Source organism: Serratia sp. 201 (genome assembly GCF_037027545.1).
Taxonomy (GTDB): Bacteria; Pseudomonadota; Gammaproteobacteria; order Enterobacterales; family Enterobacteriaceae; genus Serratia; species Serratia bockelmannii.
The window spans coordinates 302,505-320,287 of the sequence record NZ_JAXCHC010000004.1; the positions used below are offsets into that span (position 1 = coordinate 302,505).

General features: G+C 61.9%; 17 protein-coding genes. 13 read left to right on the plus strand and 4 right to left on the minus strand.

The window, feature by feature from the left end; translation table 11 throughout:
- Position 1 precedes the first annotated feature (1 nt).
- The 3 genes from WA302_RS20205 to WA302_RS20215 all read left to right on the plus strand — a co-directional run bounded on the left by WA302_RS20205 (position 2) and on the right by WA302_RS20215 (position 3,687).
- Positions 2-1,396 (plus strand): GntP family permease, encoded by a 1,395-nt coding sequence (locus tag WA302_RS20205; protein ID WP_197759250.1) that lies wholly within the window; start codon positions 2-4, stop codon positions 1,394-1,396.
- A gap of 12 nt (positions 1,397-1,408) precedes the next feature.
- Entirely contained in the window at positions 1,409-2,179 is a 771-nt protein-coding gene (locus tag WA302_RS20210; protein ID WP_197759188.1) for a 3-hydroxybutyrate dehydrogenase, read from the plus strand.
- Between the two features lie 371 nt (positions 2,180-2,550).
- On the plus strand, positions 2,551-3,687 hold the full coding sequence (locus WA302_RS20215; protein WP_025305156.1) for a porin: 1,137 nt from the start codon (positions 2,551-2,553) through the stop codon (positions 3,685-3,687).
- A gap of 34 nt (positions 3,688-3,721) precedes the next feature.
- On the opposite strand, the gene WA302_RS20220 is transcribed toward WA302_RS20215, so the two are convergent.
- Positions 3,722-4,543, minus strand: a complete 822-nt coding sequence (locus tag WA302_RS20220; protein WP_049204574.1) for an AraC family transcriptional regulator — start codon at positions 4,541-4,543, stop codon at positions 3,722-3,724.
- Positions 4,544-4,664: 121 nt separating this feature from the next.
- Between WA302_RS20220 and WA302_RS20225 the strand changes: the two genes are divergently transcribed.
- From WA302_RS20225 to WA302_RS20270, 10 genes are all read left to right on the plus strand, one after another.
- On the plus strand, positions 4,665-5,042 hold the full coding sequence (locus WA302_RS20225; protein WP_049204575.1) for a hypothetical protein: 378 nt from the start codon (positions 4,665-4,667) through the stop codon (positions 5,040-5,042).
- A gap of 10 nt (positions 5,043-5,052) precedes the next feature.
- Positions 5,053-5,928: a helix-turn-helix domain-containing protein gene (locus WA302_RS20230; protein WP_043136214.1), complete on the plus strand. Its 876-nt coding sequence runs from the start codon at positions 5,053-5,055 to the stop codon at positions 5,926-5,928.
- A gap of 232 nt (positions 5,929-6,160) precedes the next feature.
- On the plus strand, positions 6,161-7,081 hold the full coding sequence (locus tag WA302_RS20235; RefSeq protein WP_025305160.1) for a L,D-transpeptidase family protein: 921 nt from the start codon (positions 6,161-6,163) through the stop codon (positions 7,079-7,081).
- Between the two features lie 254 nt (positions 7,082-7,335).
- Positions 7,336-7,716 carry a type II toxin-antitoxin system RelE/ParE family toxin gene (locus WA302_RS20240; RefSeq protein ID WP_033641319.1) on the plus strand — a complete coding sequence of 127 codons (381 nt, stop codon included), beginning with the start codon at positions 7,336-7,338 and terminating at the stop codon, positions 7,714-7,716.
- Complete coding sequence (locus WA302_RS20245; RefSeq protein WP_049207794.1) at positions 7,679-8,002, plus strand: helix-turn-helix domain-containing protein; 324 nt, start codon at positions 7,679-7,681, stop codon at positions 8,000-8,002. The genes WA302_RS20240 and WA302_RS20245 overlap by 38 nt, the downstream gene beginning before the upstream one ends.
- 244 nt (positions 8,003-8,246) lie before the next feature.
- The gene (locus WA302_RS20250; protein WP_049207797.1) at positions 8,247-8,654 is read left to right on the plus strand and encodes an ExbD/TolR family protein; all 408 of its coding nucleotides are present in this window, start codon (positions 8,247-8,249) and stop codon (positions 8,652-8,654) included.
- Between the two features lies 1 nt (position 8,655).
- Positions 8,656-9,402, plus strand: coding sequence for an energy transducer TonB family protein (locus WA302_RS20255; RefSeq protein ID WP_033636946.1), 747 nt, complete (start codon positions 8,656-8,658; stop codon positions 9,400-9,402).
- A 39-nt stretch (positions 9,403-9,441) separates the two neighbouring features.
- Complete coding sequence (locus tag WA302_RS20260) at positions 9,442-11,685, plus strand: TonB-dependent receptor family protein (protein WP_049204587.1); 2,244 nt, start codon at positions 9,442-9,444, stop codon at positions 11,683-11,685.
- 46 nt (positions 11,686-11,731) lie between these two features.
- A complete protein-coding gene (locus WA302_RS20265; protein WP_019454931.1) occupies positions 11,732-12,382 on the plus strand; it encodes a MotA/TolQ/ExbB proton channel family protein in 651 nt (216 codons plus the stop codon).
- On the plus strand, positions 12,375-13,625 hold the full coding sequence (locus tag WA302_RS20270) for a phospholipase D-like domain-containing protein (RefSeq protein WP_336064712.1): 1,251 nt from the start codon (positions 12,375-12,377) through the stop codon (positions 13,623-13,625). Before WA302_RS20265 ends, WA302_RS20270 begins: the two co-directional genes overlap by 8 nt.
- Positions 13,626-13,659: 34 nt before the next feature.
- Here the strand turns inward: WA302_RS20270 and WA302_RS20275 are convergent, their stop codons facing one another.
- The 3 genes from WA302_RS20275 to WA302_RS20285 form a co-directional block, all read right to left on the minus strand.
- A complete protein-coding gene (locus WA302_RS20275) occupies positions 13,660-14,769 on the minus strand; it encodes a DmpA family aminopeptidase (protein WP_336064713.1) in 1,110 nt (369 codons plus the stop codon).
- Between the two features lie 2 nt (positions 14,770-14,771).
- Entirely contained in the window at positions 14,772-16,148 is a 1,377-nt protein-coding gene (locus tag WA302_RS20280; protein ID WP_025305170.1) for an APC family permease, read from the minus strand.
- A 126-nt stretch (positions 16,149-16,274) separates the two neighbouring features.
- Positions 16,275-17,783 carry a CoA-acylating methylmalonate-semialdehyde dehydrogenase gene (locus tag WA302_RS20285; protein WP_336064714.1) on the minus strand — a complete coding sequence of 503 codons (1,509 nt, stop codon included), beginning with the start codon at positions 17,781-17,783 and terminating at the stop codon, positions 16,275-16,277.

The window sequence follows — 17,783 nt, forward strand, 5'->3', positions numbered from 1 at the left end:
CCTGATGAGCGTTTTGATTGCCCTGGCAGCACTGGGATTACTGATGCTGGCCGCCTACCGCGGCTACAGCGTGATTTTGTTCGCCCCGATCGCCGCGCTGGGCGCGGTGCTGTTGACCGATCCCGGCGCGGTGGCGCCGACCTTCACCGGGCTGTTTATGGAAAAGATGGTCGGCTTCGTGAAGCTCTACTTCCCTGTGTTCTTGCTGGGGGCGGTGTTCGGCAAGCTGATCGAGCTGTCCGGCTTCTCCCGTTCGATCGTCGCGGCGGCGATCCGTATTCTCGGCCGACGCCACGCCATTCCGGTGATCGTGCTGGTGTGCGCGCTGTTGACCTACGGCGGGGTGTCGCTGTTCGTGGTGGCGTTCGCGGTCTATCCGTTCGCCGCCGAGCTGTTCCGCCAGAGCGGCATCCCCAAGCGGCTGATCCCGGCCACCGTAGCGCTCGGCGCCTTCTCCTTCACCATGGACGCCTTGCCCGGCACGCCGCAGATCCAAAACATCATCCCGACCAGTTTCTTCGGCACCAATGCCTGGGCTGCGCCCTGGCTGGGGCTGATCGGCTCGCTGTTCATCATCGCGGTCGGTTTGCTGTATCTTGAACGCCAGCGGCGCAAGGCGCAGCTGAAGGGGGAGGGTTACGGTACCGATCTGCTGAACGAGCCGGAAACCCCGGACGACATCAACCTGCCGAACCCGCTGATCGCCATCCTGCCGCTGATTTTGGTCGGGGTATTCAACCTTGGCTTCACCCATTGGATCCCGCAGTGGTACGGCGCCAGCCATGAGCTGACGCTGCCGGGGCTGGCCAAGCCCATCACCACCGATGTGGCGAAGATCACCGCCATCTGGGCGGTGGAAGCGGCGCTGGTGTCGGGTATTCTGCTGGTGGTGGTGTTCGGCTTTCGCAATATTCGCGGCCGGCTGGCGGAAGGCAGCAAGACGGCGGTCGGCGGCGCAATTCTGGCGGCGATGAACACCGCCTCCGAATACGGCTTCGGCGCGGTGATCGCCGCGCTGCCGGGCTTTTTGGTGCTGTCGCAGGCGCTGTCGGCAATCCCCAACCCGCTGCTGAACGAAGCGATCAGCGTCACCCTGCTGGCCGGCATCACCGGTTCGGCCTCCGGCGGCATGAGCATCGCGCTGGCGGCGATGTCCGACAGCTTTATCGCCGCCGCCCATGCGGCACACATTCCGCTGGAGGTGCTGCATCGGGTGGCCTCGATGGCCAGCGGCGGCATGGACACCTTGCCGCACAACGGCGCGGTGATCACCCTGCTGGCGATCACCGGCCTCAGCCACCGGCAGGCCTATGGCGGCATCTTCGCCATCACCCTGATCAAGAGCGCCGCGGTGCTGTTCGTGATCGGCGTGTTCTACCTGACCGGCATTGTTTAAAGGAGCGATACCATGAGTGTACAAGGCAAAACCGCGCTGGTGACCGGCTCGACCAGCGGCATCGGCCTCGGGATAGCATCCGTGCTGGCCGCCGCCGGCGCGCGCGTGATCCTCAACGGCTTCGGCGACGTGGAGCAGGCGCAAATGCAGGTCGCGCGGCTGGGCGCCGCGCCGGGATATCACGGCGCCGATCTCGGCGATGCGGGCCAGATAGCGGACATGATGCACTATGCCGAACGCGAGTTCGGCGGCGTGGATATTCTGGTGAACAACGCCGGCATTCAGCACGTGGCGCCGCTGGATCAGTTCCCGGTGGAGAAATGGAACGCCATTCTCGCCATCAACCTGTCGGCGGTGTTCCACACCTGCCGATTGGCGCTGCCGGGGATGCGCGAGCGCAACTGGGGGCGCATCATCAACGTGGCGTCGGTGCACGGGCTGGTGGCGTCGAAAGACAAGTCGGCCTATGTGGCAGCCAAGCACGGCGTGGTGGGGCTGACCAAGACGCTGGCGCTGGAGACCGCGCGCACGCCCGTCACCTGCAACGCCATCTGCCCCGGCTGGGTGCTGACGCCGCTGGTGCAGCAGCAGATCGACAAACGCATTGCCGCCGGGACCGATCCGCAGCAGGCATGCGATGAGCTGTTGGCGGAGAAGCAGCCTTCGCAAGCGTTCGTCACGCCTGAGCAGCTCGGCGAGCTGGCGCTGTTCCTGTGCAGTGATGCGGCGGCGCAGGTGCGCGGCGCTGCCTGGAACATGGACGGCGGCTGGCTGGCGCAGTAGTGAATTCTCTCTCCCGGAGCGCGCAACGCGCTCCGTCGTTATTTCCCGCCTTTAGTTAATTCCCCTGCGTGACGGTTTACCTGCGGCAATAATATTTATTTGTTATTTGCTATCTTTATTCCCGGATAATCACGCCGGGTTATTTTGGATAAAAGATGCGGATTGGTTTATTTCGTGCTGCGGTTATTACATTGTTTTTCTTCGCGTTACAGATGAACACGTTTATGCTGAAAATAAAGCCAACCTGGAATAATGGCAGATTATGACGTGAATTTTTATATCTTGCGTGCGCTGTTTACATCGGGTAATTATTTCCGCGTGGCTTAAGACCACCGTGTTTATAACAATAATTTTTTCGGGCAGGGGTAATAATGAGAAAAAATACAACGCCAATATTCATTGGCGGCGTCTTGCTGTCGGCGTTATCCGCCGGCGCACAGGCCGAGATCACCATTCTGGATAAAAACCCGCAGAGTAATGTGTTGCTGGCGCCGCTCAGTTTAAAGGTGGGCGGCAGCATTCGCCCCGAGTGGATCTTCAATAACGGCCCGGAGCCGGGCTATGACAAAAACGGCCACGACGGCGGCACGCGTTTTCGCTTCAGCGGCGACTATGCGCTGACGCAGGACACCTCGATCATCGGCTATTACGAGTGGGGCGTGGATCTTGCGCACGCGCTCAGCTGGGACGGGCACTATAACGAAGACGGCAAGCGCGACTATCAGCGCCAGCTGTACGCCGGTTTCAAGGACGATCGTTACGGTACCCTGACCTACGGCCATCAATACGGCATCTATTATTCGGTGGTCGGCATCAAAAGCGACGTCTGGGATAACGATGGCCATGCGGGCGGCACCGGTATCGGTATTTCCGGCGACTACGACGGCGGCAATAAACCGAAAAACAGCATCAAGTACACCAATGATTTCGGGCCGGTGACGCTGTATGCCAACTATTTATTGCCGGAAGACGATCTGCACACTGCGGATAACCTGATTTACCGCCGCAAGGGCGGAGGTGGGTTGGGCTTCGATTACAAGGTGACGAAAGACTTCACCTTCAGCGCGGCCTACAGTTATACCGATGCGAAGATCAAAGACAATCTGTACAGCGAAAAGGATTATCACCAGCAGCTGTCCGGCACCGCGTTGACCTGGCAGCCGAACAACTGGTACATCGTCGGCACCGCCAGCTATTACAAAGACTATGTGCCGAGCACCCGCCAGCGCACGCTGTCGCACTTCTTCGCCGGTGACGGCTACGGGCTGGAAGGTTTTGTTGGTTACACCTTCAATATCGACAAGCCGTTCCTCAAATCGATCCAGCCTTACGTGGCGGCGGACTCGCTGCGGCTGAAGGGTGACGAGGCGTATCACGCCAACCACGTTTACCTTGGCGCGGGCACCACCATTGGTTACGGTCTGTCGGTGTATGTGGAGCGCACGCTGGCCAACAGCAGCGACAACGAGCCGGACTCCACCTGGATTACGGTGTTCTACGACTTCTGATCCGCCTCTTGCCAGGCCGGCATACGCCGGCCGTTCACATGCTGATCGCGCCGCCCAGGGGTTGCCCGGAGGCGTTGCGCTCCGCCAGATAACGCGCCGGCGGTTTGCCCACCGCCTTTCTGAACATGGTGACGAAGCCGCTGGCGCTTTCATAGCCCAGATCCAACGCTACCGTCTGTACGCTCTCGCCCTGCGTCAAGCGCTGCAGCGCCAGCATCACGTGCAGCTGGCGCCGCCAGTGGCCGAAGCTCATGCCCATCTGCTGTTGCAAGGTGCGGCTGAGGGAGCGCTCGCTCATGCCGATGCGCTGCGCCCACTGCCCGAGGGTGGATTTGTCCGCCGGGCAGCTCAGCATGCCTTCGGTCAACTGCCGGATGCGCGCGTCGTCTGATACTGGCAGGTGCAGATTCTCGATCGGCGCGGCCACCAGCTGATCCAGCAGTACCGCCGTCAGGCGCCCTTCGGCGCCCTGTTCGTCGTAGAGCGGCTCGAAGGTGGTGGCCTGCAGCAGCAGTTCGCGCAGCAGCGGCGAGACCGACAGCGTGCAGCAGCTTTGCGGCAAGCCTGCGACGACGTGTTGATCGACGAACAGGCAGTAAGCTTCCGTTGAGCCGGCGCCTTGGGCGTTGTGCAACACGTTGCCCGGCATCCACAGCGCGCACTGCGGTGGCACCAGCCACAGGCCGTTTTCCACTTCGCAGCGGATCATGCCGCGCACGGTATAGATCAGCTGCGCCTTTTGATGACGGTGCGGCTCGACTTCCCAGTCCTGTTCGATAGTGGAACTCTGTACGGCGAACAGCGGGCGCGGCACCTGATCGATATCGAGATTGCGGCGAGGGATCTGTACTTTCATGAGAATAATTCTCAATTTGGCGGAATTGAAAAGTATTATGTCCTGATTGCGCAATGTGGTCTAGCGTCGGTGCCGATAAAGTAAGCGCCAGTCCTAAAACCCTTTCGCGAGGAAACTGATTATGTCACTCGATACCGCCACTTTTCCGCTGGTGTGGATGCGCCGAAACGGGCGCGATACCCAGGCCGAGCTGGCTGAATTCAGCGCGCTGTTGGCGCGCGCCGAACCCTTTGTCTTGATGACCGACCGCAGCGTCGGCGATGAAGGTGAAGAGCACGATCGCGATGCCCGCACCCAGGTGGCGCTGTGGAAACGCGATAACCGCGAGGCGCTGAAGCAGTGGGTGAAAGGCATGATCATGCTGGAGCCGGACGACGCCAAACGCGCGGCGGCGGAAGAATTCGCCGAATACGGCGCCAAATTCTGGGGTTATCCGATACTGGTGGCCACCGATGAAGCCACAGGCCGGATGCTGGCGCAGACATTACTGAGCAAATAAGGGGAATACCATGCACCAGCAACAGGTGATTGAACAGCTGCTGGCCTGGATCGAACAGAGCCTGGATCAGCCGCTGACGCTGGACGACATTGCCGCCAAGTCCGGCTACTCCAAGTGGCATTTGCAGCGGATATTCAAGCAGCATACCGGCCATATTCTCGGCACTTACGCGCGCCGCAGAAGGCTGACCGCCGCCGCGCGCGAACTGCGCCTGACCGGCACCAGCGTGGCCTGCATCGCCGATACTTACCAGTTCGATTCACAGCAGACCTTCACCCGCTGCTTCCGCAAGCAATTCGGTTTGCCGCCGGCCAGCTATCGCCGCAGCCAAGATTGGTCGAGCTATGGCCTGCAGCCGCCGCTGCGGCTGACCGAAGCGCCGTTGCCGCAGGCCGACATCGTGACGCTGCCCGCCATGCAGCTGGTGGGCAACACCCAGCGCCGCAGCTTCACGCTAGGGCAGTTGGCGGACTCCAAGTGCGAGCTGCGCCGCCATGCCTGGCGGCAACTGCTGCGGCCGCAGGCGCTGCCGGAGGTGGTGTACGGCCTCACCAGCCTGGAGGTCGACAGGCAACGCCGGGGCTGCCCGCGTATGGCGTATACCGCCGCTTTGCCGGACGAAGGGGCGATGGGGGAGCGGGTGACTATCGAACAGGGGGAGTATGCCCGTTTCACCTATCAGGGGCAGGCGGAAGGGTTACAAAACTTTATTGTCCGATTGTATGACACTGCCATGCCGCAGATGAACGCCATCCGCCGGCCGGGGCAGGATATCGAGCGTTTCTACCCGGCGCAGGAGGGCTGTTGCCCGCTCGGCGGCGCGGCGATCCGCTGTGAATATCTGATCCCCATTCGGCGGGGGGAAGCGTTGGCCGCCGCCAGTTAGGCGGCGGTTCTCGCAAAAAATCGCCTTCGTGGCGCGTCAGGTTACAAAAAATTGCGATATTACATCGGTAATGGTTCACACTTTGATTGATGTGCACATATAATGCGCATCCGGTCAAACCCCCCTGGCTTTTCAGGCCGCAGCGCCGTTGGCTGTCGGCTGAAATTCAACGGGGTAAAGTGGCCGTAGAAACCGATACCCATAATCGCCAGTGGCCTTGACCAACACGAAGATGAAAATGAGCATTCGCGCGTTACTAACCCTGTTTACGGCACTGGTTGCATTCAGCCAGGCTGCCTTCGCCGTCGTCTACCCGCTGCCGCCAAAAGACAGCCGTTTGGTGGGCGAGAATATCCAAATCACCGTACCGGAAGACAGCAAACTGCCGCTGGAAAGCTTCGCCGCCCAGTATCAGATGGGGCTGAGCAACATGCTGGAGGCCAACCCGGGCGTGGATCCGTTCCTGCCGAAGGCCGGCAGCACCCTGACCATCCCGCAACAGCTGATCCTGCCGGACGCGCCGCGTGAAGGCATCATCATCAACAGCGCCGAAATGCGTCTGTACTACTACCCGAAAGGTTCCAACACCGTCGTGGTGCTGCCGATCGGCATCGGCCAGCTGGGTAAAGACACCCCGCTGAACTGGACCACCACCGTGCAGCGCAAGAAAGACGGCCCAACCTGGACGCCGACCGCCAAAATGCGCGCCGAATACGCGGCTGACGGCGAAATCCTGCCTGCGGTGTTCCCGGCCGGCCCGGACAACCCGATGGGGCTGTATGCGCTGTATGTTGGCCGCCTGTATGCCATCCACGGCACCAACGCCAACTTCGGCATCGGCCTGCGCGTGAGCCACGGCTGCGTGCGTCTGCGCGCCGACGACATCAAGTACCTGTTCGAAAACGTGCCGGTCGGCACCCGCGTGCAGTTCATCAACGAACCGATGAAGGCCACCGTCGAACCGGACGGCTCGCGCTACGTGGAAGTGCACAACCCGCTGTCGGCCAACGAAGAGCAGCTGCAATCGAAAGATCCGGTGCCGCTGACCATTTCCGCGCCAGTCGGCAAAGTGCTGATGGACGCCGGTGTTAACCAGAGCGAAGTGGACGCGGCGATCAAGGCCCGTTCCGGTATGCCGGTGAAAGTGAACTGAAAGCCTTCCGGCCTCAGTGAAAATGCCAAGAAGACGCCTGCGGGCGTCTTTTTTTATGCTTGTAAAACATGTTGTTGCGTGTGCGTTCGCAATGATGCCCTCAGCATTGCACAGAAAGAAGTCATGATGCGCGCCATCATGCAAATCGGGTTTCCCATGGTGGCCATCATCGACGTTTGAGGTGATGCTGGCGAGAAGGAATGCTCTGGAAAAGTATTTCACTCAGTGCTATGTTTCATGGGGAAGTCATTGCAATGCGTACATTTAAAACTCGTTGGTTTAGCAAGAAGGCTCAGGCGCACGGCATTACCGATAAGGCATTATGTCGGGCGGTACACGATGTACAACGGGGTTTGGCTGTGGATTTAGGCGGTGGTGTATTTAAAAAACGTCTTAATCACAATCGGGACCGTGCGTTGGTATTAGCGAAAAACGGTCGGCATTGGGTGTATGTTTTTTTGTTTGCCAAGCAGGTCCAGGCCAATATCTCTGGGGCGGAATTGCAAGCTTTTCGCAAGTTGGCGGTGCATTTTGGCGCGTTGAGCGACGAAATGCTCCAATCCTTGGTCGTAAAGAACGAATGGATGGAGATTTGCCATGAAGAAGGAAAAAACGTTTCGGAGTCCGGCCTTTGAGGCGATTCACAGCGCGGCTGAAGGATTGCATCGTACTGGCGCCATTTCTCTGGAAACCCTACGCAGTTTCGACGAGTCTTGCCTTGCTCCGGTCGAGATGTTACAGCCCCAAGAGATCAAAGCCTTGCGTGAGCAGCTATGTTTAAGCCAACCGGTTTTTGCCCGTTATCTGAATACCAGCGTATCGACCATACAGAAGTGGGAGACGGGGGTGAAACGGCCCGGCGGCGTGTCGCTTAAGCTGCTTTCGATCGTACGTAAGCACGGGCTTGAGGTCTTGTTGTAGTGACCGTTTGGGCTGTCACTATTCTCACATTATCCTCTCTGGCTTTGGCTCTCTGAAATACCCATATCGCAATTATTCCAATAAAAACTATCGCTAATTAATAAGTTATATCTTCTCCCTTATCGCCTGCCATTGAAAAAATTCTCGCAAAAAAACCACACTGTGAAAATAAGATCACACAAGCGTAACAAAAGGTAAACATACCCCTCCTATATTGGCTGCTTCGCTTTTGGGAGGGAGTGTCATGCGTAACTGGAACGAACCGAAAAAGAACAAAGCGCACATCGAACTGATCCCGATGATCGACGTGATGATGTTTTTATTGGTGTTTTTCGTCTTGATTAGCCTGAACGTCATTCCGGCGCTCGGGCTGAAAACGCAGCTGCCGTCCGCCGGCAGTGCGCAGCAGCTGAAACCGCAGAAGAAAGCGATTATCACGCTGGGGGCCGACGAACAGCTGCAGCTGGATGGCCAGCCGATCGCGCTCGGCGCGTTGGTCACTACGCTCAAGCAACAGCAGCAGGCCAACCAGACCACCACCATCATCGTCAACAGCGACAAGGGTGTGGCGGTCGAGCGGCTGGTGGCGGTCATGGACAACCTGCGCCAGGGCGGTTTCTTCTCCGTCTCCATCGCGACACGGAAGCTGTGACATGTATCTGCTCTATCGCTCACGTCATCTTTTCAGCTGGCTGCCGGCGCTGATTGTCGCCGGTTGCCTGCTGTTCGCCAGCCAGCAGGCGGCGCTGAAGATCCAGCCGCGCTACGACGAAACTGCCATCGAACTGGCGCTGGTGGAGCCTGAACCGGCGCCTGAACCTCAACCGGAAACGCCGCCGGAACCTCAGCCCGAACCGCCGCCGCCCGAGCCGGAGCCGATCCCCGAACCGGTGGTGCCGGCGCCGGAACCGATCGTGGAAGCCAAGCCGGTGCCGAAACCGCAGCCGAAGCCAAAGCCCAAGCCGGTAAAAGAGAAAGCCAAACCGGTAGAGAAACCTAAACCGACGCCGGCGCCCGCCGCGCCGCGCGCGCTGGTCAGCAAACCGGCGGCGCAGCCCGCACCGGCCGCCCCCGCGGCGCCGAAGGTGAACGCGCAGGCGATTGAAAACGGCTATCTGCTGGCCTTGCGCCGCGAGCTGGAACAGCGCAAGCGCTACCCAAGCGGGCGTCAGGCCTCACTCGAGCGCCCGCAGGGCAACGTCGAAGTGTGGCTGGAGGTCGATCGCAGTGGGCGGGTGCTCTCTTCCGGCATCGCCAACAAAGCCGCCAGCATGCTGCTGAACCGCGCGGCGATGAGCAGCCTGCAAAGCATCAGTTCAGTGAAGCCGTTCCCGAGCGAGGCGTTCGCCGGGCAAACAACCAAAAGATTTACCGCAACGTTCAATTATCAGGCGCCTTAGCGCAAGGGTTAATCGTTTGATTTTTATGGGATGCACACAATGAAATCGTTTAATCGTTCTGGGATCTATCTGGCGGTGATGTCGGCGATGCTGCCGGGCGCCGCGCTGGCGGCCGACGCCACCGATGTCGGCACCATCAGCGTCAAGGGGCAGTCGCTCGGCGGCGGCATGATGGTGCAGGATGACAGCGCCAAGGCGCGTTCTACCGTCACCAAAGAGGCGATGGACAAAATGCCGTCGGCGGCCAACGCCATCGACAAGCTGAAATACACGCCGGGCCTGAACGTCAACAGCAACGATGCCAGCGGCCTGAGTGGCGTGGACTACACCATGCGCGGCATGAACTCGGATCAGATCGGCCTGTCGATGGACGGCATTCCGATCAACGACTCCGGCAACTACGCGGTATACCCGAACCTGCTGGGCGATGCGGAAAACCTGGAGGAGGTGTTCGTCACCCAAGGGTCTTCCGAAGCGGACGGCCCGCACATCGGCTCCAGCGGCGGCAACATCGGCCTGGTGACGCGCCGCCCGGCGAAAGACTTCGGCGGTTTCGTCAAGCAAACGCTGGGCAGCAACAGCCTGAGCAAAACCTTTGCCCGCCTGGAGACCGGCGAGTACAACGGCTTCAGTAACTGGCTCTCTTATTCGCACACCGAGGCGAAGAAGTGGCGCGGCGAGGGGCGACTGTATTCCGACAAGTTCGAGATGAACTCGCTGTACGAAGACGGCAACGGCAACAGCAGCAACCTGGTGATGAAGTACAACCGCCAGAACAACACCAACTACAACACTCTGAGCAAGGCGCAGTTCCAAAACGACGGCCGTGACACCGACTACGTCACCACACCGGAGTACAACAGCAAAGGGCAGTTGAACAAGTACTACAAGATTGAACGCAACCCGTTCGAAACCTTCACGCTGTCGTTCACCCAGAAGCTGCAGCTGCGCGATAACCTGTCGCTGACTCTGCAACCGTATTACTACTGGGGCAACGGCGGCAGCTTCAACGGCCAGACGGCCTCGGTGCTGTCCAGCACGTCGGACAAGGCCGGGCAGTATGACCTCAGCAACCTGCAGTCCAACACCTATTACCGCCCGTCGTGGACCCAAACCTGGCGGCCGGGCATCACCACCAAGCTGAAGTGGGACATCAACGATCAGCACAGCCTGGACATCGGTTACTGGTACGAGCGCGCGCGCCAGCTGCAGACCCAACCGTTCATCAGCATCAAAGATGATGGCAATCCGGCGCAAATCTCGGGCAAACCGGGCGGATCCGATCAGGTGAAGGACGCCAACGGCAATACGGTGCAGGGGCGCAACCAGTACACCATCACCCCGGCGCAGAAGGTGTGGCTGCAGGACACCTGGTTCGCCACGCCGGACTGGACCTTCGTCGGCGGCCTGGCCTATCAGTACGTGGAGCGCAAAGGGGACAACCGCGGCAGCCTGTACAACGTGCCGGAGAAGCGCAAAGCCACCTATCACGAATTCCTGCCGAACTTCAGCGCCAGCTATAAGGTGAACCAGGAAAACCAGGTGTTCTACAACCTGACGCGCAACATGCGCACGCCGCCAAACTACGTGCTGTACAACGTCGGCGACTCGCTCAGCACCAAGCCGGAACTCAGCTGGAACCACGAACTGGGCTGGCGTTTCCAGCAAGAGGACATGCTGCTGAGCGCCACGCTGTTCTACATGCGCTACAGCGATCGCCAGATCTCCACCACCAACTCGGCCGGCGATTACGAGATGATGAACATCGGCAATGTGGAGAACAAAGGGCTGGAGCTGGAGTGGAGCGGCCAACTGCCGCATAACTTCAACTACTACACCTCATATACCTATACCCAATCGAAGCAGAAGAGCGACATCGTCAGCAACGGCGGGCAGCCGCTGCCGACCTCCGGCAAAGAAGTGCCGAACGTGCCGAAAAACCTGCTGAACATGACGTTGGGTTATGACGACGGGCTGTATTACGGCAGCGTCAGCGGCAAGTACGTCAGTGCCTTCTACGGCGATCTGACCAACGACGAGAAGATCGGCGGCCGCACGGTGTTCGATCTGGCGGCGGGGGTGCATCTGCCCGTGGACAAGAAAATCGTCAAAAGCGCCGCGCTGCGCTTTGGCATCAGCAACCTGTTTGACAAGGAATACCTGACCTCGGTGCGCACCACCACCTTCAACGCGGCGCCGTACGGCGGCGTGAAGGCCAGCACGCCGTATTACAACGTCGGCGAAGAACGCACCTTCAGCGTCTCGCTGGAAGCCACCTTTTAACTGAATACCCCGCCGCCTGCCCGGCGGCGGGGAAGAGGAGCCCTGTATGGACGCCAATCTGTTGCACGACATTATTTTCTACGTGATGTACGCCGCGTTGGCGATCGCGCTGGTGATCATCATCGAACGCACGCTGTACTTCGCCTATACCCAACGCCAGGCGCGCCGGCTGGAGCAGGCGCTGACGCCGGACGTACGCCGCGCCGCCGATCTGCCGGACGAGCTGACCCAGCGCAACAGCCTGCCGATGGCGGTGATCGCGCCGGTATTGGCGCAGAAGCACCGCGCCGGCGACCGCGAGGCGATCGGCGATCTGATCGACGCCCAGTACCTGCTGAGCAAGCCGCCGATGGCGCGCGGCCTGTGGCTGCTGGAAACCGTGGTCACCGCCGCGCCGCTGCTGGGGTTGCTCGGCACGGTGATGGGGATCATCGAAACCTTCAAGGCGCTGGCCGCCTCGGGGGTGTCCGAGCCGAGCCTGGTGTCGGCCGGGATGGGCACCGCGCTGTACGCCACTGGCCTCGGCATCGCCATCGCGCTGCTGTGCCTGGTGGCCAACAACTTCCTGCAGAGCCGTATGGAGCGCATCAACGAACTGCTGAAGGTGCTGCTGATCCGCGCCGGTCAGCCGGCCAGCCGTCCGGAGAGCGGCAGCGGCGAACAATGGGTTGACAGCGGAGCGCCGCGCTATGCCTAATGGCCATCCAGCACGGCGGCCGCTCGGCCGCCTTTATACGGCATTGTGGAGCGGTTGTTTGTTGATGTTGAGCCAGAGCGCTGCGGCGCGTTTTGCTATTCCCGGTTACGAGCTGGTGTACACCGCGCCGGTGGAAACCGCGCTGCAGGCCGACGACCTGCGCAACACCGCCGAGGTGTGGCGCGAGATGTTCGACGCGGCGAAAACCCGCATCGATCTGGGGCAGTTCTACGTGGCGAATCAGGACGGTTCGCTGCTGGACGGTGTGCTGCAGCACCTGAAGGCGGCCGGTGAGCGCGGGGTGAAAATCCGCTTTTTGGTGGAAGAGAAGGGCATTCGCATTTCTACCGCCGAAACGCTGGAACAGCTGAAGGCGATCCCCAATCTGGAGCTGCGCATCATTCCTTACCAGAAGCTGAGCGGCGGCATCCTGCACGCCAAATATCTGCTGGTGGACGGCGAGCAGGCGTTTGTCGGCAGCCAGAATTTCGACTGGCGCGCGTTGGAGCATATTCACGAAACCGGGCTGCGCATCAGCGATGCTAAAGTGGTGGGGCAGATCCAGGCGATCTTCGAACAGGACTGGCGGGCGCAGGCGCTGTTGGCGCAGGACAAGCCGGTGCCGGCGTTGCCCGATTCGCCGCCGACGGCGCCGCCGCAGGGCAACTATCTGGTGGCCAGCCCGCGCGCCTACAACCCGGCGGGCGTGCTCGATTCGCAGGCCGAGCTGCCGCGTCTGCTGGCCGGCGCCAAACGGCGGGTGCGGGTGCAGGTGATGGACTACGCGCCGCTGTCGTTTGGCCCGGAGCGCAGCCGTCCCTTCTATGCGGTGATCGACAACGCGCTGCGCAGCGCGGCGGCGCGCGGCGTGCAGATCGAGCTGATGGTGGCCAACTGGAACACCAAAAAGCCGGATATCGCCTGGCTGAAGAGCCTGGCGCTGGTGCCGAACGTGCAGATCAAGGTGGTGACCATTCCGCCGGCCAGCAGCGGCTTCATTCCGTTTGCCCGCGTGATCCACAGCAAGCTGATGACCATCGATGATGAGATCGCCTGGGTGGGCACCAGCAACTGGACCGGCGGCTATCTGGACAACTCGCGCAATCTGGAGCTGGTGATGCACAGCGCGGCGATGAGCGGGCGGTTGGACCAGCTGTACCAACAGCTGTGGAACAGCGTCTACGCCGAACCGTTGCGGCTGGATTACGACTACCCGACGCCTAAACCGGGCGGCGAATCCTGACGGTCAGGGCGCGTTAACCCGCGCCCCGCGTTGTTTATCGCCGCCAGCCGGCCTTCTCCAGCGCCGTCACCAGCTGTTCGGCGCTTAACCCTTCCGCCCGATGGCCGTTGCCGCTGACGGTATTGGCCGCCAGCAGCGCATTGACGATCGCCTCTTCCACCGCTTCCGCCGCCGCGGCGAACAGCGCCGAAATGTAGTCGTTGTTCACCATGCGCAGCGGTGTGGTGAAATCGCCTTTATTGGCGTAGTCGGCGGGCGGCAGGCCGTCGTTGCCGGTGGCGAAGGCGATAAAGATATCGCCGCTCGAATCCTCGGTGCCGCCGCCGGTGCGGGCGACGCCGATGCTGGCGCGCTGCGCCAGCCGCGCGCACTGGTGCGGCAGCAGCGGCGCGTCGGTCGCCAGCGCCACCACGATGGAGCCCATGCCGGGATGCGGCAACTGCGGCGTGAACGGCGAGGGGATATGCCTCAGATGCCGGCCCACCGGGTAACCGCCGACCAGCAGCGACTCGCGCTTGCCGTGGTTGGCCTGTACGATGGCGCCCACCGTCCAGCCGCCTTGATCGGCAGGCAAGCGGCGCGAGGCGGTGCCGCTGCCGCCTTTGAATTCATGGCAGATCATGCCGCTGCCGCCGCCGACCGCGCCTTCCTGCGGCAAGCCGCCCTGGGCCGCCTGCTGCGCCTCGCGCACGTGCTCGGCCTTGACGTGAAAGCCGTTGATGTCGTTGAGCAGGCCATCGAAGGTTTCCATCACCACCGGCATATTCCAATACACCGCGTTGTCGCCCGCGGGCAGCGTTTCACGCTCCAGCGCGATCAGCGCATCGCGCACCACGCCCACGCTGTGGGTGTTGGTGAAGGCGATCGGGCTGGTCAGCAAGCCCGCTTCGCGCACCCATTCCAGGCCGGTGGCGTCGCCGTTGCCGTTCAGCACGTGCACGCCGGCGAAGCAGGGCGCGTGGCGGGCGGAGCCGGGGCGCGGTTCGATCACCGTCACGCCGGTGCGCACGCTGCGCCCGTCCGCCAAGTCGGCATGAATGCTGGCATGGCCGACGCGCACGCCGGGCACGTCGGTGATGGCGTTCAGCGGGCCGGGCGTGCCCTGGCCGATGATGATGCCCAGATCCTGAGCGCGCTGCGTCATGGTTATTCTCCTTCTATTGAGGGGGCGGCGAGGGGCGCCGTCTGGCGGCCGCGCAGATGGTTCAGCGCCAACCCGAAGCCGATGATGCCGGCAATGATAATAAAGTCTTTCAGGCTGCTGGCGATCAAAATCGTCCACAGCACGTACAGGCAGCACAGCAGCGCCACCACCACCGGCAGCGGCCACAGCGGCATCAGGTACGGGTGGTGGAAGTGGCGGCGACGGCGACTGATCAGCGCCGCCACCGCCATAATGATGTACACCAGCAGCAGCAGGATCACGGTGAACGAGGTCAGCGATTCGAGATCGGAGCAAAACGCCAGCAGCGCCGACGGCACGCCGAACAGCAGGGTGGCGATCCAGGGGGTGCCGAAACGCGGGTGGATGATTTTCAGCGCCCGGTTGAACGCCGGCAGCCAGAAGCCGTCACGTCCGCTGGCGAACATCATGCGGCTGAACTGCGCCACGATGGCGATAATGGCGTTGAACACCGACAGATAGATTGCGCCACTCACCACCCGCGCCAGCGTCGGGCCGCCGAGCTGGGTGACCACGTAGCCGACCGGATCGGCCTGTTTGGCCATCTCCGTCAGCGACGGCGAGCCGATCAGCAGGGCGGTGAACGGCACCAGTTCCACCAGCACCACGATGACAAGCGTCAGCATGATCGCGATCGCCATCGGCCTGCCCTGTTCGCGCATGTCTTCCGCCATGTACACCGCCGCGCCGTAGCCGTTGTAGGAGAACAGCGCGACCCCGACCATGGCGACGATCAGCGGCAGCGATACCGGCGCCAGGCTGCCCTGCGCGTCCAGCATCACCGGCGCGGTGAGGATCTCCGTACTCTGATGCGGGTGGCTGAAGCCGAGCCAGGCGATCAGCGCCAGCACCGCCACTTCCACCACCAGGAAGGCGCCGGTCAGCAGGGCGTTGGCTTTGATGTTGAAAATGGCGCAGATACCGCCGACCAGCACGGTGAGCATGCCGGCGGTCGAGGCGTCGAATTGGGTGCCCAGCGCGGTGTTCAGGTAAGGCACTGCGCCGGTGGCCAGCACCGCCGGCACGAACAGCGAGGCGCTGAGGATAAACAGGTAGGTCTGCAACCCGCACAGGGTGCCGAACAGGCGCTTGATGATGCTGTATTCGCCGCCGGCGCTGGGGTGTGCGGCGCCGAGCTCGGCATAGCACAACGCGATGGCGGCGGCGACGCAGGCGGCGATCAGAAACGACAGAAAGGCGCCGCTGCCGGCGTTGGCGATCGCCAGCGGCGCGATAACGAAGATCGAACTGGCCGGCGTCACGCCGGACGCGGTGATCATCACCACGTCGAGGACGCTGAGATTGCCTTTGAAGGTGTGTTCAGGGGCGGACTCTTTCATGGGATAACGACTCCATTAACGTGTGAGTGAGTTATTGTTTTGCTGCACAGGCTGTACGCAGGAATCAAATGGAGCGCGCTAAATGCCGGGGAGCGTTGCTCCCCGGAAGTTTATTGTTCTTATGTGTTACCCCTGCCCCGACGGGAAGCTGAAGCTGGCGCGGCGGGCATCGCCGGAGGCCGGCCAGCGCTGGGTCACGGTCTTGCGTTTGGTGTAGAACCTGACGGCGTCCGGGCCGTAGGCGTGCAGATCGCCAAACAGCGAGCGCTTCCAGCCGCCGAACGAGTGGTAGGCCACCGGCACCGGCAGCGCCACGTTGATCCCCACCATGCCGACCTGAATGCGGCTGGAAAAGTAGCGCGCCGCTTCGCCGTCGCGGGTGAACAGGCAGGTGCCGTTGCCGTATTCGTGGGCGTCGATCAAGGCCATCGCCTCCGGCAGCGAGGCCGCGCGCACCACGCCGAGCACCGGGCCGAAGATCTCCTCCTGATAGATGCGCATGCCGGGCGTCACGCGATCGAACAGCGTCGGGCCGAGGAAATACCCCTGGCTGGGGCGGCCGTCGGCGCCGATCACGCTCAGCTCGCGGCCGTCCACCAGCAGCTCGGCGCCTTCGGCTACGCCCTGATCGATATAGCCTTTCACCTTCTGATAATGCTGCTGGGTCACCAGCGGCCCCATGTCGTTGCGGTTGTCGCTGCCGGGGCCGACGCGCATGGCGGCCATCTGTTGCCGCAGCCCTGCGATCAGCGCGTCGGCGGTGCCGTCGCCCACCGCCACCACCAGCGGGATGGCCATACAACGCTGGCCGCAGGAGCCGAAGGCGGCACCCATCAGCGCGCCGACCGCGCCGGGGATATCGGCGTCCGGCAGCACCACCGCGTGGTTTTTGGCGCCGCCCAGCGCCTGCACCCGTTTGTTCTGGCCGCAGCCGGTGTGATAGATGTGCTCCGCCACCGGCGTCGAACCGACGAAGCTGATCGCTTTGACGCGCCCGTCATGCAGCAGCGTCTCCACCGCTTCACGATCGCCGTTGACCACGTTGAGCACCCCCGGTGGCAGCCCGGCTTCCGCCGCCAGCCGGGCGATATACAGCGCGGCGGAAGGCACGCGCTCGGAAGGTTTCAGCACGAAGGTGTTGCCGCAGGCGACCGCCATTGGCCACATCCACAGCGGCACCATCGCCGGGAAGTTGAACGGGGTGATGCCCGCCACCACCCCCAGCGGCTGAAACTCGCTCCAGCTGTCGATGCCCGGGCCTGCCTCTTTGCTGTGTTCACCCTTCAGCAGTTCCGGCACATAGCTGGCGTATTCGATATTCTCAATGCCGCGCTGCAGTTCGCCCAGGGCGTCGCTGAGCACCTTGCCGTGCTCGGCGGTGATTAACTGGCAGATGGCGTCGGCGTGTTGCTCCAGCAGATCCTTGAGCTTCATCATGATGCGCGCGCGCTTCAGCGGAGGGGTATCGCGCCAGGCGGGATAAGCCTGTTCGGCGGCGGCGATGGCGCGCTCCACCGTGGCGCGGTCGGCCAACTGCACCTCCTGCGCCGATTGGCCGGTGGCCGGGTCGTAAACCGGCTGGCTGCGTTCGCCGCCGGCGGCGGGCTCGCCGTTGATCCAATGGGTGATGGTCAT